This is a genomic window from Microbispora hainanensis (assembly GCF_006874475.1).
In the GTDB taxonomy this organism is placed as follows: domain Bacteria; phylum Actinomycetota; class Actinomycetes; order Streptosporangiales; family Streptosporangiaceae; genus Microbispora; species Microbispora hainanensis.
Genome location: NZ_VIRM01000217.1, coordinates 1 through 364 on the forward strand (window position 1 = coordinate 1; position 364 = coordinate 364).

At 68.4% G+C, this 364-nt stretch carries 1 pseudogene; it reads left to right on the plus strand.

Features of this window, described 5'->3' with window-relative positions:
• Nucleotides 1–364, plus strand: a pseudogene (locus FLX08_RS40185) (DNA-directed RNA polymerase subunit beta); the annotation flags it as partial.

Genomic DNA, 364 nt, shown 5'->3' on the forward strand with positions numbered 1-364 from the left:
TGTCATCTCCAAGATCCTGCCGGTGGAGGACATGCCGTTCCTTGAGGACGGCACGCCGGTCGACATCGTGCTCAACCCGCTGGGTGTGCCGGGCCGGATGAACGTCGGCCAGGTGCTGGAGACCCACCTCGGGTGGATCGCCGCCCGCGGATGGGACATCAGCGGGGTGGAGGAGGAGTGGGCCGAGCGCCTGCGCGACAAGGACGCGGACAGGGTCGAGCCCTGGACCAACGTCGCCACCCCGGTGTTCGACGGCGCCGGCGAGGAGGAGATCATCGGTCTTCTGGGCAACACGCTCGTCAACCGCGACGGCGACCGTCTCGTGATGCCCAGTGGAAAGGCGCGGCTGTTCGACGGGCGTTCG